Genomic DNA, 15045 nt, shown 5'->3' with positions numbered 1-15045 from the left:
ACGGCGCTCATAAGTTCACTCGATCGATTGTAGGTACTTGGCCTCTTCGGAGTCCGGGAACTTGGCCTTCAACTTCAGGCCGTAGCTGGCCATCTGATCTCTGTCGCCCAGCTTGTTCTCTGTTCGATATCCCAGCCAGAGACTTTCGGCGCTGTGCTGCGCGACTTCCGCATAGCGCTGCAGGTAAGCACGTGCCGACAGGTAATTCTCATCCTGAAAGCTGATCTTCGCCATGCCCAGCAAACTGGGCGCAAACCGCGGGTTGGCCTGCAGCGCCCCACGATAGTCGCTCTCCGCGCGCTCCGCGTTGCCCGCCAACTCGTTGCACTGACCCGCATTGTGCCACGCCAACCACGGTGTGTTGTAAAGCGGATTCGCGAGCGCCCGCCGGAAGTAACCGTCCGCGTCGTCGAAACGCTTCTGTTCGCACAGAAACGAGCCATAGGCGTTCAGCGCCACCGGATTGCGCGCATCCAGCGCGATGGCCTTGCGGTACGCCTTGTCGGCAGCCTCGTCCTGGCCAAGACGCTGTTGAACCAGCGCCAGCATGAAGTGAGCATTACTGAACTTCGGATCGACGATCACCGCCTTCTGCGCGTTTTTGTAAGACTCGGTCAGCTGATTTTCGCGTAGATAGGCGGCCGACAGGTCGATGTACACCTGTGCCGGACTGTTGCGGACCGTCGGTGACCCGAGATTGCCGGTCGCATCGCCGGTCTCGGCCTGGCGTACCCCGGTTTTGCCGCATCCAGCCAGCAACAGACTGACGATACCGAGCGCCGCTACCACCGCCGTGAATCTCATCACATCTGCTCCAGGGCGACCGGGACCCGCTTCAACCGGCGGCCGCTACGGTCGTCGACCTTGCCGACCAACTGACCACAGGCGGCATCGATGTCGTCGCCGCGCGTCTTGCGGGTCATCGACATGATGCCCGCACGCTTGAGCCGCTGGCGAAACGCCTCGACACGATCCGGCGGCGAAGTACGGAAAGTGTTGCCGGGAAACGGATTGAACGGGATCAGGTTGACCTTGGAGGGTACACCCTGCAGCAGACGGATCAACGCCTTGGCGTGGGCGATCGAGTCGTTGACACCGTCGAGCATCACGTACTCCCAGGTCACCTTGCGCCGCCGGTCCCCGCTGATGAAGTCACGGCACGCGGGAATCAGCTCTTCCAGCGGGTACTTCCGGTTGATCGGTACCAGCTGGTCGCGCAGCGCATTGTCAGGCGCGTGCAACGACACCGCGAGACTCACATCGCTGACCTCGCGCAGGCGGCGCAGCGCCGGCACGATACCCGAGGTACTGATCGTCACGCGCGACTTAGAGATCATGTAAGCGAGATCTTCCTGCATCAATGCCATCGCGGCCACCACGTTATCGAAGTTGGCCAATGGCTCACCCATGCCCATCATCACGACATTGGTCGGCATGTGACCGATCGCGCGCGCCGCGATCCAGACCTGGCCGATGATTTCGGCGACCGACAGGTTCCGGTTGAAACCCTGCTGGGCAGTCGAGCAGAACGCGCAATCCAGCGCACACCCCACCTGCGAAGAGACACAGATCGTGCTCCGCCCGGCGTCCGGGATGTAGACCGTCTCAATGAACTGTCCATCGGCCAGTTCGAGCAACCATTTAGTGGTTCCGTCGCGCGCCGGTTGAGCGAGCGCTATGCGCGGCAGGGCGATCTCCGCCGACTCGGCAAGCCGCTCACGCAGGGCCTTGGGCACATCGGTCATCGCGTCGAAGCTCGTGACCCCGTGCTTGTGGATCCATTTCAGCACGTTGCGGCCATGAAACGCCTTGGCATCGAGCGCGGTGAAGAAAGACTCCATGTCTTCCTTACCGAGCCCCACCAGGTTGGTCTTCGATGCCGCCACTTCGATTGCCGCTCAGCGGGTGCGCTCGCAGACGCCGTCCGGAAAGAAGAACGCGATCTCGGTCGCGGCGGTCTCCGGGCCGTCGGAACCGTGCACCGCATTTTCGTCGACGGTCTGCGCATGATCGGCACGGATGGTACCGGGCGCGGCGTCCTTCGGGTTGGTCGCACCCATCAATTCACGGTTCTTGGCGATCGCATTTTCGCCTTCCAGCACCTGCACCATCACCGGACCCGAGGTCATGAAATCCACCAGGTCGTTGTAGAAAGGGCGCTCCTTGTGGACCGCATAGAAGGCACCTGCCTGCTCGCGCGTCAGATGCAGCATGCGCGCAGCGACGATCCGCAGCCCCCCCTTTTCGAAGCGGTTGTAAATGTCGCCGATGACATTTTTAGCCACAGCATCCGGCTTGATGATCGAAATAGTGCGCTCTACGGCCATGCAAAACTCCAAATAAAATCAGACAAAAGAAGTAAAAATTCGGGGATCCAACGGTGCCTGCGAGGCGGCCGTCGCGGGGTCGCGGCGTCACCCCGCGCGGCCCGCCCGGTGTCGCATCGGCGCAACACCGACTACAAAATCGAAGATGGATAGTTTTTCTCTTTTAAAACCGGGGCTTAGTTTACCTATTCCGGGTCCCCCGTGCCAAGCGCGGCGACTAGGATAGCTGCCGACGTACATCGAGCACGTCGGGGATCTGTGCCAACCGGTCGATCACCCGGCTCAACTCGGCCATGTCCGACACTTCCGCGGTGAAACGCATGCTGGCGCGGTCATTGCGCCGGTCCGACTGGGTGTTCACCGCCAACACGTCGACCTCGGCGTTGGCGAACACCGAGGAGATGTCACGCAGCAGGCCCTTGCGGTCCGCGGCGAGTACCTGGATGTCGACCAGAAAGCGCGAGTTCTGCTGCGTATCGGCCCAGGCGACATCGACCAGCCGTGCGCGGTTGCTGGCATCCATCTTACGTACCACTGCGCAGTCCGTGCGGTGCACCGTGACGCCCCGACCACGGGTGATGTAGCCGACGATGTCGTCATAGGGCACCGGTTTGCAGCACTTGGCGATCTGCGTCATCAGATCGCCTATGCCCTCGACCACGACCTGCCCGGCCCCACCCGCGGCGCGCGACGGCGCGCGTCGCCGAACCCGCTCGGGTATCTCGCGGTCGGCGACCAGATCCGGGTCGCGCGGTACCCGGTCGGCCTGCGCATTCGCCACCTGGACCGCCGAGAGCTCTCCACGCCCGATGGCCGCCAGCAGATCGTCCGAGGTCTTGAAATTGAACCGATGCGCGAGCCGTTCCAGGTCTGGCTTGGGCAGGCTCAGACGCGCCACCTCGCGTTCCAGGTTCGCACGCCCGATCGCGGCATGCTGATCGTGGTCCTGCTGTTTGAACCACTGCCGGATCCGGTTGCGCGCGCGTGCCGTGGTCAGGTAACCGGAGTGCGGGTTGAGCCAGTCGCGGCTTGGCCCACCCTCCTTGATGGTTAGAATCTCGACCTGCTGTCCGCTCTGTAGCGGCTGCGCGAGGGGCGCGATGTGCCCATCCACCCTCGCGCCGCGGCAGCGGTGGCCGACCGATGTGTGGATCGCGTAGGCGAAGTCCAGCGCGGTTGCACCACTGGGCAGTTCGACCACTTTCCCCTGCGGCGACAACACGTAGATACGCCGAGCCTCGTACTCACTCTCCTGATCGGCCGTCTCCTGGGCCTGGACATCGAGGTCCTGCTGCTCGAGCCAGCGGCGCATCCACGCGATGCGGCGCTCGAGTTCGTCGTCGTGCTTGTCGCTTTCCTTGTATTTCCAGTGCGCCGCGACGCCGCGTTCGGCGTGCTCGTGCATCTCGCGGGTCCGCACCTGGATCTCGAGCGGCTTGCCATCGTCACCGACGACCGCCGTATGCAGCGACCGGTAACCGTTCGGCTTGGGGTGGGCGATGTAGTCGTCGAACTCACCGGGCACCGGCCGCCAGAGACTGTGCGCGATGCCGAGCACCTCGTAGCACTGCGGGACCGTATCGACCAGCGCACGTACCGCGCGTACGTCGAAGACCTGCTCGAAATCCACGCGCTTTCTGCGCATCTTCTTCCAGATGCTGTAGATGTGCTTGGGCCGCCCTGAAAGTTCGGCCGGAATCTGCGCCGCGGCACAGGCAACACCCATCCGGGCAATCACGTCTGCGATGAACGCCTCGCGTTCGCGGCGCTTGCCGTCCAGGCGGCTGGCCAGATCGGCATATTCCTCGGGATGCAGATGACGCAGGCACAGGTCCTCCAGCTCCCACTTCATCTGCCACACGCCCAGACGGTTCGCGATGGGCGCATGGACCTTCTGCGTCTCCTGCGCGATCCGGTATTGCACCTCGGGGGGCAGGCGCTTGAGGCGGCGCATGATCTGCAGCCGTTTGGCCAGCACGACGAGAATCGCGCGGACGTCGTCGGCGATGCCGAGCAACATCCGACGCAGCTTTTCGACCCCTTTCTCGTCGACCTTCTCCGCACCGCTGGCCGACAGCCCACGGATACGCGATACCTGCTCGACCATCGCGGCCACCGCACGTCCGAAGCGCCGTTCGATATCCGCTTCGGCATACGCCGGATGCCCGGGCAACTCCGAGAGCACCGCTGCGAGCAGGGGTTCGATGTCGAGTTTCAGCTCGTCGAGCGTCTCGACCGTGTACAGCAAGGAGAGAAAGCGGTCGAAGCCGTCGGCCGCATGCTCGCCATGGTGCGCAGCGCGCGCGATCGCGATTGCATCGCGCAACAGGGCGATGTCCCGCTGTGGGCGAAACCTGGCCAGTTCGGCGAGCCAGTTCTCGACCTGCTGCTCGTTGGCCGTGCCGTCTTTCGGCAGCGTGGTGATTCGCGAGACCATCGGCTTTTGGCGTCCTCCGCCGGGCCCATCCGGTCGGCCGTGCGGCCGCCGGACGGGAATCAGTCGAGCACGTGGCTGACCAGCCCGTCTGCCAGTTTGGGTTCGAACCAGGTCGATTTCGGCGGCATCACCTCGCCGGCATCGGCAACATCCATCAATGCCTGCATGGTCGTCGGAAACAGCGCAAACGCGACGGCCCAGTCACCACTGTCGACCCGTTTCTGCAATGCCCCGAGCCCGCGGATGCCACCAACGAAATCGATCCGTTCATCGCGCCTTGGGTCGCCGACTCCCAGCAAGGGTTCGATCAGGTTGTCCTGCAGCAGGCTGACATCGAGCCGCGCCACCGGATCGTCGGCCGGAACGTGTTCATCGCGAACACGCAGCCGGTACCAGCTGCCGCCCAGGTACATCCCAAACTCACCACTGGTCGCCGGCTTGACCGGTACCTGGCTGATTTCGACGTCGAACCGTTCACCGACCGCTTCGAGGAAGCGCTCCGGCGAGAGACCGTTCAGGTCGCGCACGACGCGGTTGTAATCGAGAATCTGCATCTGGTCGTGCGGAAAGATCACGCTCAAAAAGTGGTTGTAGCTCTCGTCGCCGGTGTGCGCGGGGTTGGCCTGACGCCGGGCATTTCCGACCCGCGAACCGGCCGCAGAGCGGTGATGTCCGTCCGCGACGTAGATTGCGGGCATGGCCTCGAACGCCGCGGTCAGGCGTCCCAGCGTTTCCTCGCCGTCGATGCGCCAGACCTCGTGACGTACGCCGTCGCGTTGCGCGGTAACGTCGATCCGGGCAGGACCGGCAGTCACTTCGCGCAGGATCCCATCCACCACCACATCGGCCGGATAGACCAGGAAGACAGGGCCGGTCTGGGCGTTCAGCGCCTCGATCTGCCGAACGCGGTCATCCTCTTTGACCGGCCGCGTGAACTCATGCTTCTTGATCCGTCCCTGATCGTAGGCCTCGACCGAGGCAGTCGCCACGAGCCCGGTCTGCACGTGCCCACCCATGGTCAGCCGGTAGGCGTAGTAACACGGCTCCGAGTCACGCACCAGGACGCCTTCGGTCACCATGCGGTCGAGGTTCTCGCGTCCCTTCGCGTACACGCCGGGGTCGTAGGGATCGACGTCGTCGGGCAGATCGATCTCCGGTCGCGAGATATGCAGGAAGCTCCACGGGCGATCTTTGGCAAGGGCCTTGGCCTCTGCCCGGTCGACCACGTCGTAAGGCGGTGCGACCACGTCGGCGGCGCGACCGGCGGCCGGACACAGGCCGCGAAAGGGTTTGATCAGGGACATGCTTACTCCTGGGCTCTGGCGCGTCCGGCCAACCCCGGACCACGGCAAGCCCCCTAGTTTAACAGGGCATCACAGGTGCGCCGAACGGCGCCGTCTGTGGACGGACCGGTCGGGTGCGACAAAGGCGCTCAGCTGCGCTCTTCGATCCACGCGGCCTGGATCGCCTCCAGGACCTTTTCCCCACAATGCTCGCGACTGTCGTCGAAATCCGGGAGCTGCATCACCCAGTTCATCAGATCGACGAAATTCACGCGCAGCGGGTCGACGTCCGGATGCGCCTCGTCCAGCTCGATCGCGATATCCAGCACATCGGTCCACTTCAGGCTCATGGTCTACTCCGCGCGCAGCCGCCGCACTCGGTCACAGCGGCGTTCAATGGTGCTCTTTGACCTGGTTGATGGTGTATTTCGGGATCTCGATCACCAGGTCCTGATCGCCGATCACCGCCTGACAGCTGAGCCGCGACTCGGGTTCGAGACCCCATGCCTTGTCCAGCAGATCGTCTTCTTCTTCGGTGGATTCGTTGAGCGACGCGAAACCCTCGCGCACGATCACGTGGCAGGTCGTGCAGGCACACGACTTTTCGCACGCATGTTCGATCTCGATGTCGTGCGCCAGCGCCGCATCACAGATCGTCTGGCCCGGTTCCGCATCGATTGCCGCTCCCTCGGGACAGATGTCGTCGTGCGGTAGGAAGATCAATTGCGGCATCGTGTTACTCGGCCTCCCGGCCTTCCTCCTCGGCAAATTCGTCGACGCGGTGTCCGGCCATCGCCTTGCGGATACCGTCGTTCATGCGCCGCTCGACGTAAAAGGCGCATTGTTCTTCGAGCCGTCCGATCTCGGCACGGACCTCGTCGGCGTCCTGCGATTCTTCCGCAACATCGACCAGACGCTGCAGCGCGCCCTCGATCTCCTTGCGTTCCCCGTCGTTCAGCAGGGTCTCGGCATCTTTGCCGAGTGCCGCGCGCAACGCCTCGATCACGCGCTGCGCCTCGACGCGTTCCTCGGCCAGGCGCCGCGCATCACGATCCTCGCCCGCATGCTCAATGGATGCACGCAACATCCCGGCGACCTCGTCGTCGGTGAGCCCGTAGGATGGCTTGATCTCGACGCGTGCCGAGACACCCGAAGTCTGCTCACGCGCCTCGACCTGCAGCAGGCCATCCGCGTCGACTGCGAACGTCACCCGGATCCGGGCGGCACCGGCCACCATCGGCGGAATACCGTGCAACTCGAATCGCGCCAGTGAACGACAGTCGGCGACCAGCTCGCGCTCGCCCTGGACGACATGGACCGCCATCGCGGTCTGGCCGTCCTTGAACGTCGTGAATTCCTGCGCCCGGGCCACCGGGATCGTGGTGTTACGTGGAATGATCTTCTCGACCAGGCCACCCATCGTCTCGATGCCCAGCGAGAGTGGGTTGACATCCAGCAGCAGCATCTCGTCGTCCGGCTTGTTGCCGGCCAGGATATCGGCCTGGATCGCCGCGCCGACCGCCACGACACGGTCCGGGTCGATGTCGACCAGGGGTTCGCGGCCGAACAGTTCCGCCACCATCGACCGCACCAGCAGCGTACGTGTCGACCCACCGACCATCACGACATCGGCAACCTCGTCGGACGATACGCCCGCGTCGCGCAGCACCCGTCGACAGGTGGTGATCGTCTTGCGCACCAGGGGCGCGATCAGTTCATCCAGCTGCGCACGCGTGAGCGAGCCCCGCCAGTTGGCGCCACCCGGCAACCGCAGCTCGACCTCGGCCGATGCATGCTCCGCCAGGGCCTCCTTCGCCGCGCGCGCCTGATCGAGCAGGTGACGCAGGGTACCGCGGTCGGCATTCCTGTCGAGCCCCGCCTGCTGCAGCAACCAACCGGCAATCGCGGCATCGAAGTCGTCGCCGCCCAGCGCCGAGTCGCCGCCGGTCGCCATCACCTCGAAGACACCTTTGTGCAGGCGCAGGATCGACACGTCGAAGGTGCCGCCGCCGAGATCGTAGATGGCGTGCACGCCGTCGGCACCGCGATCCAGTCCATACGCCACGGCGGCCGCGGTCGGCTCGTTGAGCAGGCGGAACACGTGCAGCCCGGCAATACGCGCGGCGTCCTTGGTGGCCTGGCGCTGCGCATCGTCGAAATACGCCGGCACGGTGATCACCACGCCGTTGAGTTCACCGCCGAGCGTGGTCTCGGCGCGTTCTGCCAGGACTCTGAGTATCTCGGCCGAGACCTCTACCGGGGTGACATCGCCGGCAACGGTGCGGATCCTCGGCACGGCGCTTTCCCCGGAGACGAACTCGTACGGCAGTTCGTTTCCCAACGAGCGCACGTCCTCGACACCACGCCCGATCAGACGCTTCACCGAGGCTATGGTGTTGGTCGGATCGACCGCGGCGGCGGCACGTGCGGCATCGCCGACCTCGACACCGGCCGGCGTGTAGCGCACCACCGAGGGCAGGATGTGTTCGCCATGCCTGTCGGGCAGCGTCTCGGCGCGCCCGCTGCGCACCGTCGCCACCAGCGAATTGGTGGTACCGAGGTCGATACCCGCGGCAAGTCGGTGTTCGTGCGGGGCAGCCGACTGGCCCGGCTCCGCTATCTGCAACAATGCCATCAGAGGGCCTCTTCCAGGTCGGCCTCGATTGCCTCCGCTTCCGCATGGAGCTTGTTCAGAAACTGCATCTTCTGCACCGTCTGCACGGCGGCATTCAGCTGCTCCGGCGTCGCCTCTTCGAACTGCACAGCGATCTGCGCGATCTGCGTCTTGATCAAGCCACCGATCTCACGCAACAAGGCGTCGAGGCGGGCCTGTGGATCCGGCGCACCGCGCACCTCGGCCAGCGCCTCGCGCAGCTCCATCTGCTGCATCAGGAATCCGGGGTCGTCGAGCGTGCTCTGTTGCGGGTCGACGTCGATGCCATTCAACTGCAACAGGTACTGGGCGCGGCGCAAAGGATCGCGCAACGTTTCGTATGCCTCGTTGACCAGCGTGGCGCCTTGCAGCGACAGACGCTGGCTGTGCCCACCCGCAGCCGCGAACCGGTCCGGGTGGACCACCTTCTGCAACTCGCGATAACGTGTCGCCAGTTCGCCGCCGTCGAGCAGGAAACCGACCGGCATGCCGAACAGCTCAAAGTAATTCCTGGAAAAATCGAACATCCGGTTACCCAATCATTGGCACCCGGGCGACGCTCGGGCACCGGGGCCGTCAAGGCGACGAGCGCACTAGACCTTGAAGCTTTCCCCACAACCGCATTGGTCGATGACGTTCGGGTTGTTGAATCTGAAGCCTTCGTTGAGACCTTCGCGGCCGTAGTCGAGTTCGGTACCGTCGAGGTACACGAGACTCTTCGAATCGATGATCACCTTGACGCCGCGATCCTCGAACACCTGATCGCCTTCGTCGACCTCGTCGACAAACTCCAGCACATAGGCGAGTCCGGAGCACCCGGACGTCTTGACGCCCAGCCGTACCCCCACCCCCTTGCCACGATTCGCAAGGAAACTCTGCACGCGATTGGCGGCAGCCTCGGTAAGCGTCACCGCCATATCAATCCCCGGACGATGCGCGCTGCGTGGCCGGTTGTTTGGACTGGTAGTCGGCAATGGCCGCCTTGATTGCGTCCTCGGCGAGCACGGAACAATGCACTTTGACCGGCGGCAGCGCGAGTTCTTCCGCAATCTCGGAGTTCTTGATCAGCCGGGCCTCGTCGAGCGTCTTGCCCTTCACCCATTCGGTCAGCAGCGAGCTGGAGGCAATCGCCGAGCCACAGCCGTAGGTCTTGAACTTCGCGTCTTCGATCACGCCCCGCTCATTGACCTGGATCTGCAGCCGCATCACGTCGCCACATGCCGGCGCACCGACCATGCCGGTACCGACGTTGTTCGCTTCTTTGTCGAGCACCCCGACGTTGCGCGGGTTCTCGTAGTGATCGACGACTTTTTCGCTGTAAGCCATGGCCTTTTCCTCTGTTTTCTTACGCGAACCGCCCGACCGTCTCCGATCGGGCGGCTCTCTACCTCTAGATCAAGATCAGTGGCGCATCGGGCGACGGGGACGATCCTCCCGCGGCTTGGCCTCGTTCACGCGAATCGCGCGACCGGACAACGGCTTTTCGTTCAGACCGTTGATCGCGGCTTCAGCCTGCGAGTTATCTGGCATCTCAACAAAGCCAAATCCTTTCGAGCGACCGGTATCGCGATCCATGATCACGTTCGCTCGGGACACTTCACCAAAAGCGGAAAAGGCCTCGCGAAGGTCGTCTTCTGTGACACTGTATGCCAGATTACCAACGTATATATTCATTGCAGAATGCTCTCAAGCGTGTGGCCCGTAGGACATGAAAATCCATCGCCAGCCGGGCCACGGCCTGGCGATCGACCAGCGGGCGCACCCGCACAGTTCTCCGTTACTGCCGACAGCTCGGCTGTCCGCACTCGGAGGCTACACCCTAATTGGCTTTTTACCAAGACGGGCAATCCCTTACGTTCAACAAACGGCGTCCGCGCCCGGCTCGGCCCAGGCATCGGACGAACGTCCAAATACTCTTTAATGGGCCACCCATTTGACGCTTGCCAGATCGATGCCGTCTTTATACATGTCCCAAAGCGGGCTCAGATCGCGCAATCGCTCCACCTGCCCGCGCACCTGCGAGAGCACGTAGTCGATCTCCTGCTCGGTGGTGAACCGACCCAGGGTGAAACGCAGCGAACTGTGCGCCAGCTCATCGGGCCGCCCGAGCGCACGCAATACATAACTCGGTTCGAGGCTGGACGAGGTGCAGGCCGAGCCAGACGACACCGCGACGTCCTTCAACGCCATCATCAGGCTCTCGCCCTCGACATAGTTGAAGCTGATGTTCAGGTTGCCCGCGATGCGCCGCTCCAGGTCACCGTTGACGTACACCTCTTCCATGTCTTTCAGACCGTCCAACAGGCGGTTGCGCAACATCAGGATCCGTTCGTTCTCGGCGGCCATCTCCTCGCGCGCGATGCGGAACGCCTCGCCCATACCGACGATCTGGTGGGTCGCCAAGGTACCGGAACGCAATCCGCGTTCATGACCGCCACCGTGCATCTGCGCCTCGAGGCGGATACGCGGCTTGCGGCGCACGTACAGTGCCCCTATGCCCTTGGGCCCATAGATCTTGTGGGCGCTGAAGCTCATCAGGTCCACCGGCAATGCGCTCAGGTCGATCGGCACCTTGCCCGGGCTCTGAGCGGCATCGACGTGGAAAATCACCTTGCGATCCCGGCAGATCCTGCCGATTGCCGCAATGTCCTGGATCACGCCGATCTCGTTGTTCACGTGCATCACCGAGGCCAGCACGGTATCCGGCCGGATCGCCGCCTCGAATGCCGCCAGATCGACCAGTCCGTCTGACATCACATCCAGATAGGTGACCTCGAATCCCTCGCGCTCCAGCTGGCGACAGGTGTCCAGCACCGCCTTGTGTTCGGTCTTGACGGTGATGATGTGGCGGCCCTGCTTCTGGTAGAAGTGCGCGGCCCCCTTGATCGCCAGGTTGTCGGATTCGGTCGCCCCGGAGGTCCAGATGATCTCTTTCGGGTCGGCCCCGACCAGCGCCGCGACGTTGGTACGCGCCTCATCCACCAGTTTTTCGGCCGCCCAGCCGAACGGATGCGAACGCGACGCCGCATTGCCGAAGGTGCCATCCATCGTCAGACAGTCGCACATCTTTTCCGCGACCCTGGGATCGACCGGGGTCGTGGCGGAATAATCTAGGTATATCGGAAGTTTCATCGCGCGCTCCGGCACTCAAATCGGGTTCAGCTTTGGCATTTTCTCAGATCAGGCGCCGGCCGATTCCACTTTCAGTTGTCGCAGGCTCACGGAACCCCCGTCCTTGCCATTCTCCTGGCGCTCCGCGACCTCCTGTACGCCACGCCGGTTCATCAGGTCCTGCAGACTGATCTGATTCAGATAGTCATAGATCCGGTTGCTCAGATCGTGCCACAGGTCGTGCGTCAGGCAGCGTTGGTTGTCGTGGCAATTGTGTGCCCCGCCGCAGCGCGTGGTGTCGACATTTTCGTCGACCGCCGCGATGACCTGGGCAACGAAGATCGCGCCGGCGTCGCGGCCGAGCGTGTACCCGCCCCCGGGACCGCGCACGCTGGAAACCAGGTTACGCTTGCGCAACCGGGCAAACAGCTGTTCGAGATACGAGAGCGAGATTCCCTGGCGCTGGGCGATGTCAGACAGTGTGATCGGCCCACCGCCGTGATGAATCGCCAGATCGAGCATCGCGGTGACCGCGTAACGGCCTTTGGTCGTCAACCTCACGAGCGTGAACTCCGCTGCCTTTGATGCCGCGGACTATACAATCTCGAGTAAATTAGTCAAGAATTACAAACCTGCGGCGAGGACGGAAATCACCCCTCTTTGCCGACCTCTTCGAGCTGCATCTTGCGCAACTCCTCGGCCGTGGAGATGATCTCGCAGGAATCCAGTTCGGGCAACGGTTCGTCGCCCGACTCGAATCCCATCTCGCGCAGCGCCTCGCACATACGCTGCATCCGGGTCTCCATCACATGCACGTGATCGAGCATGCAATTGATCGCATGCGCGACCGGGTCCGGGGCATCGGCGGTCGCACCGTAGGCATCGAACCCCATCTTGCTCGCGATGCGCTCGCGATGCTCTGTGTCTACCGACGATTCCTTGCGTTCGATCAGGCGACCGGGGACTCCTACCACGGTGCTGTTCGGCGGCACGTCGCGCAATACCACCGCGTTGGAACCGATGCGTGCCCCGCTACCGATCTCGATCGGACCCAGCACCTTGGCCCCCGCGCCCACAACGACATCGTCCGCCAGCGTCGGATGGCGTTTGCCCTTCTTCCAACTGGTCCCGCCAAGGGTGACGCCGTGATACAGGGTGCAGTCATCACCGATCACCGCGGTCTCGCCGATCACCACGCCCATGCCATGGTCGATGAAGAAGCGCCGCCCGATCAATGCACCGGGGTGAATCTCGATGCCGGTCAGCCAACGCCCGAGATGCGACACCATGCGCGCCAGCCACTTGGCGTCCGCCAGCCACAGCCAGTGCGCGAAGCGGTGCATCATCACCGCGTGCAATCCCGGATAGGCGGTCAGGATCTCCAGCGTGCTGCGCGCCGCCGGGTCGCGGTCGAATACCACACGCACGTCTTCCCGGAGTCTCTCGAACATGGATGCATTGCCGCCTGCCGCCAAACGGGCTTCACTGTACTCAATTACCAGGACGCACACTAGCGCGCCGCCGGGCGCCGGATCAGCCGCCGGCGCCGCGTCGCATCGACTTTCGGCCCTGCGCCGCACTCAGGATGCCACGCAGGATATTGACCTCATCGCTCTCCGGCGCAGCGCGGTGGAACAGCCGGCGCAGCCGCCGCAACAGCTTTTCCGAGCGGCGTTCGTCGATGAACCCGATATCTGCCAGCGCCTGTTCGAGGTGGGCGAACAATCCTTCCATCTCGGCGATGCTCGCGACCTCGCCGGCCGCCTCGTCCGGACGCCGCTCAGCGGCCTGCGACGCCAGCATGACCTCGTAACTGATCACCTGTACCGCCATCGCGACGTTCAGCGAGCTGTACGCCGGGTTGGTCGGGATCTGTACCAGGTGGGTACACAGGTCGAGCTCCTGATTGCTCAGCCCGGCGCTCTCACGTCCGAACACCAGCGCGACGGGAGCGCTGCGCGATTCTGCAACCGCCAGTGCAGCCGCCTCGCGTGGCGCCAGCTGCGGCCACCGAACGCTGCGCAGCCGCGCGCTCGCGCCGATCACAGTCCGGCAGTCGGCAACCGCCTCGGCCAGGCTTCCGGTCACGACTGCCGCCCGCAGCAGATCGTCGGCCCCGGAGGCGCGTGCAAACGCCGCGTCGCTCGGAAAGTCCTTGGGCTGCACCAGCACGAGCTCCGATAGACACATGTTTTTCATCGCGCGGGCGGCAGCGCCAATGTTGCCCGGGTGCGAGGTGGCCACCATGACGATACGGATGCCGGATTTCATCGCGCCAGCTTAGCAAATCCCCATCCCGGCGGCGGTTCGCCTTTCCGCCCGGGTGCATTTCCCGTATCCTCGCGCGCCATGAATCCCAGCACCACCATCGCGGTACGCGCAGCCCGCCAGGCGGGCAGCGTCATCATGCGTTCGTTCAGCCGACTCGACACCCTGACGGTGTCCGAGAAGCAGGCCAACGACTACGTCAGCGAGATCGACCGCAACGCCGAGCAGGCGATCATCGAGACCATTCGCAAGGCGTACCCGGCGCACGCGATCCTCGCCGAGGAAAGCGGCCAGCATGGCAAGGACGAATTCGAATGGGTGATAGATCCACTCGACGGGACGACCAACTACCTGCACGGCTTCCCCCAGTTCGCGGTCTCGATCGCGCTGCTGCATCGTGGCCGGCTGGAGAGCGGCGTGGTCTACGATCCGCTGCGCGACGAGATGTTCACCGCGGTGCGCGGCGGCGGCGCGCTGTTGAATGACCGGCGCCTGCGGGTCACCGAGCAGAAGGGTCTGAAAGGCGCACTGGTCGGCACCGGCATACCTTTTCGCGACCAGCGCTACATGGACGCCTATCTCGGTATGCTGAAAGATTTCGCCCGCGAGACGGCCGGCGTCCGGCGACCGGGCTCGGCGGCGCTGGATTTCGCCTACGTCGCTGCCGGCCGACTCGATGGCTTCTGGGAACTCGGCCTGTCGAAATGGGACTTCGCGGCCGGCGCGCTGCTGGTACAGGAGGCTGGTGGCGTGGTCAGCGACATCCGCGGCGGCAGCCAGCATCTCGACAGCGGAAACGTGGTCACCGCCGGGGTGCGCCTGCACCGCGCGATGGTCGATGTGATCCGCCCGCACCTCCCGGACGAGTTGCGCGCCTAACCCCCTCCCCGCGCAATGACCGCGCAGATCTCAAGGACGAATGTCCGGCGCCGCACGACCGCTAGGCGAATACCTGTCCTGGACCTA

The 15045-nt window shown here is 63.9% G+C and carries 17 protein-coding genes; 1 reads left to right on the top strand and 16 read right to left on the bottom strand.

What is annotated here, in order from left to right:
* Nucleotides 1–15 precede the first annotated feature (15 nt).
* From pilW to H6955_12575, 16 genes are all read right to left on the bottom strand, one after another.
* On the bottom strand, nt 16–804 hold the full coding sequence (pilW, locus tag H6955_12650) for a type IV pilus biogenesis/stability protein PilW (protein MCP5314407.1): 789 nt from the start codon (nt 802–804) through the stop codon (nt 16–18).
* Nucleotides 804–1892, bottom strand: a complete 1089-nt coding sequence (rlmN, locus tag H6955_12645; protein ID MCP5314406.1) for a 23S rRNA (adenine(2503)-C(2))-methyltransferase RlmN — start codon at nt 1890–1892, stop codon at nt 804–806. The genes pilW and rlmN overlap by 1 nt, the downstream gene beginning before the upstream one ends.
* A gap of 6 nt (nt 1893–1898) precedes the next feature.
* Entirely contained in the window at nt 1899–2327 is a 429-nt protein-coding gene (gene ndk / locus H6955_12640; protein ID MCP5314405.1) for a nucleoside-diphosphate kinase, read from the bottom strand.
* A 217-nt stretch (nt 2328–2544) separates the two neighbouring features.
* The gene (locus tag H6955_12635) at nt 2545–4764 is read right to left on the bottom strand and encodes a bifunctional (p)ppGpp synthetase/guanosine-3',5'-bis(diphosphate) 3'-pyrophosphohydrolase (protein MCP5314404.1); all 2220 of its coding nucleotides are present in this window, start codon (nt 4762–4764) and stop codon (nt 2545–2547) included.
* A gap of 59 nt (nt 4765–4823) precedes the next feature.
* A complete protein-coding gene (locus H6955_12630) occupies nt 4824–6068 on the bottom strand; it encodes a DUF1015 domain-containing protein (protein MCP5314403.1) in 1245 nt (414 codons plus the stop codon).
* A 128-nt stretch (nt 6069–6196) separates the two neighbouring features.
* Complete coding sequence (gene iscX / locus H6955_12625; GenBank protein ID MCP5314402.1) at nt 6197–6397, bottom strand: Fe-S cluster assembly protein IscX; 201 nt, start codon at nt 6395–6397, stop codon at nt 6197–6199.
* Between the two features lie 43 nt (nt 6398–6440).
* On the bottom strand, nt 6441–6779 hold the full coding sequence (gene fdx / locus H6955_12620; GenBank protein ID MCP5314401.1) for an ISC system 2Fe-2S type ferredoxin: 339 nt from the start codon (nt 6777–6779) through the stop codon (nt 6441–6443).
* A gap of 4 nt (nt 6780–6783) precedes the next feature.
* On the bottom strand, nt 6784–8682 hold the full coding sequence (gene hscA, locus H6955_12615; GenBank protein ID MCP5314400.1) for a Fe-S protein assembly chaperone HscA: 1899 nt from the start codon (nt 8680–8682) through the stop codon (nt 6784–6786).
* Nucleotides 8682–9227 carry a Fe-S protein assembly co-chaperone HscB gene (hscB, locus tag H6955_12610; GenBank protein ID MCP5314399.1) on the bottom strand — a complete coding sequence of 182 codons (546 nt, stop codon included), beginning with the start codon at nt 9225–9227 and terminating at the stop codon, nt 8682–8684. The genes hscA and hscB overlap by 1 nt, the downstream gene beginning before the upstream one ends.
* Nucleotides 9228–9293: 66 nt before the next feature.
* A complete protein-coding gene (gene iscA / locus H6955_12605; protein ID MCP5314398.1) occupies nt 9294–9617 on the bottom strand; it encodes an iron-sulfur cluster assembly protein IscA in 324 nt (107 codons plus the stop codon).
* A 1-nt stretch (nt 9618) separates the two neighbouring features.
* A complete protein-coding gene (iscU, locus tag H6955_12600; protein ID MCP5314397.1) occupies nt 9619–10026 on the bottom strand; it encodes a Fe-S cluster assembly scaffold IscU in 408 nt (135 codons plus the stop codon).
* Nucleotides 10027–10101: 75 nt separating this feature from the next.
* On the bottom strand, nt 10102–10374 hold the full coding sequence (locus tag H6955_12595; GenBank protein ID MCP5314396.1) for an RNA-binding protein: 273 nt from the start codon (nt 10372–10374) through the stop codon (nt 10102–10104).
* A 243-nt stretch (nt 10375–10617) separates the two neighbouring features.
* Nucleotides 10618–11832, bottom strand: coding sequence for an IscS subfamily cysteine desulfurase (locus H6955_12590; GenBank protein MCP5314395.1), 1215 nt, complete (start codon nt 11830–11832; stop codon nt 10618–10620).
* A 48-nt stretch (nt 11833–11880) separates the two neighbouring features.
* A complete protein-coding gene (gene iscR, locus H6955_12585) occupies nt 11881–12372 on the bottom strand; it encodes a Fe-S cluster assembly transcriptional regulator IscR (protein ID MCP5314394.1) in 492 nt (163 codons plus the stop codon).
* 89 nt (nt 12373–12461) lie between these two features.
* On the bottom strand, nt 12462–13262 hold the full coding sequence (gene cysE / locus H6955_12580; protein MCP5314393.1) for a serine O-acetyltransferase: 801 nt from the start codon (nt 13260–13262) through the stop codon (nt 12462–12464).
* Between the two features lie 82 nt (nt 13263–13344).
* On the bottom strand, nt 13345–14082 hold the full coding sequence (locus tag H6955_12575) for an RNA methyltransferase (GenBank protein ID MCP5314392.1): 738 nt from the start codon (nt 14080–14082) through the stop codon (nt 13345–13347).
* A 78-nt stretch (nt 14083–14160) separates the two neighbouring features.
* On the opposite strand from H6955_12575, the gene H6955_12570 reads away from it, so the two are divergent.
* Nucleotides 14161–14958, top strand: a complete 798-nt coding sequence (locus H6955_12570) for an inositol monophosphatase (GenBank protein ID MCP5314391.1) — start codon at nt 14161–14163, stop codon at nt 14956–14958.
* Nucleotides 14959–15045: the final 87 nt, after the last annotated feature.

It is taken from the genome of Chromatiaceae bacterium, assembly GCA_024235395.1.
In the GTDB taxonomy this organism is placed as follows: domain Bacteria; phylum Pseudomonadota; class Gammaproteobacteria; order Chromatiales; family Chromatiaceae; genus Thiosocius.
The sequence above is the reverse complement of the archived record's forward strand: the minus strand, read 5'-3'. Positions and strand labels throughout refer to the sequence as shown.